The 1427-nt window shown below is 66.2% G+C and carries 1 protein-coding gene; it reads left to right on the top strand.

Annotated elements, in window-relative coordinates:
* Nucleotides 1–67 precede the first annotated feature (67 nt).
* Complete coding sequence (locus ACIGXX_RS44070; RefSeq protein ID WP_399984890.1) at nt 68–1342, top strand: IS701 family transposase; 1275 nt, start codon at nt 68–70, stop codon at nt 1340–1342.
* Nucleotides 1343–1427 lie beyond the last annotated feature (85 nt).

Below are 1427 nucleotides of genomic sequence, written 5' to 3' on the forward strand. Positions count from 1 at the left end.
GGCGCAGGACACTAGTAGTACTTCGTTAGCTCTATGCGTTATCGCTGATCAAGAGCATGTTGGGTGTGTGGATACGCATGAAGTGAACCGATTACGGGCTGGGTTGGGGCTCTTCGTGGAGGATGCGTTCGCCTCGTTGCCGCGCAAAGATCAGCGGCGGTGGGGCGACTGCTATCTGCGGGGGCTGATGCTGGACGGCCGGCGCAAGTCCATCCAGCCGATGGCCGAGCGGCTGCCAGACGGCAATATGCAGGCTTTGCAGCAGTTCGTCAGCCAGTCCCCGTGGGAGTGGACGCCAGTCCGACGGCGGATCGCCGAGCAGTTGGTCCAGGTGGTGAAGCCCGAGGTGTGGGTGATCGACGATGTGTCGTTTCCCAAGTGCGGCAAGGCGTCGGTCGGGGTGGCCCGCCAGTACTGCGGAGCGGTCGGCAAACGGGCGAACTGCCAGGTTGCGGTCAGTGTCCATGCCGCCACCGACACCCACTCGTGCCCGTTGGAGTGGCAGTTGTATCTGCCGCGCGAGTGGACGGACGAGCCGGACCGATGCCGCAGGGCAGGAGTCCCCGACGACGTGGTGCACCAGGAGAAGTGGCGTCTTGCACTGGGCCTCCTGGACACACTCGCCCAGTGGCAGGTGAAGGCGCGGGTCGTGGTCGCCGACGCCGGCTACGGCGTCAGCACCCCGTTCCGGCTCGGTCTGGAGAAGCGGGAGCTGTCCTATGTCCTGGCACTGAACGGGAAGGAAGTCGCTCACCCAGAGGATGTCGAACCGCACCAGCCCGCTTATGGCGGGCTCGGGCCGCCCACCCTTCCCCGCTATCGCACTCCGCCGCGAGCCGTCTCCACCCTCGCGGCGGAGGTGGATACGGAGCGGTTCACCGAGGTGACCTGGCGGCAGGGCAGCAAAGGCGCGATGACCTCACGGTTCACGGTGCTGACGGTGCGGCCCGCGGGCAAACAGTCCCTGGCCGCCGCTCAGGAAGCGGGCGGCGGCCGCAACCGGTGGGACGGCGTTCTGCCCACCCAGACCCTCCTGGTCGAATGGCCGGACGGCCAGAACACCCCGACGGACTACTGGATATCGAACCTGCCGATCACCACACCAGCCGCTTATCTGGTGCGGTGGGCGAAGATGCGCTGGCGGATCGAACACGACTACCGCGAGCTCAAGCACGGCCTGGGACTCGACCACTTCGAGGGCCGCACCTGGCGCGGCTGGCACCACCACGTCACCCTCGTCACCGCCGCCCAGGCCTTCCTCACCCTCCGCAGGCTCGACCCAAAAGTCGAGGCACCAGCCCGAGCCTCTACCAGACCCTCGACGCACTCCAAGACATGCTGAGGTGCTGGACCCGCACCTGCACCACCTGCGGCCGCCCCCTCAAGACCAGCAGAACCAGAACAAGAACCTAACGAAGTACTACTAG

The sequence above is a fragment of the Streptomyces sp. NPDC055243 genome (genome assembly GCF_044544025.1).
Lineage (GTDB): Bacteria > Actinomycetota > Actinomycetes > Streptomycetales > Streptomycetaceae > Streptomyces.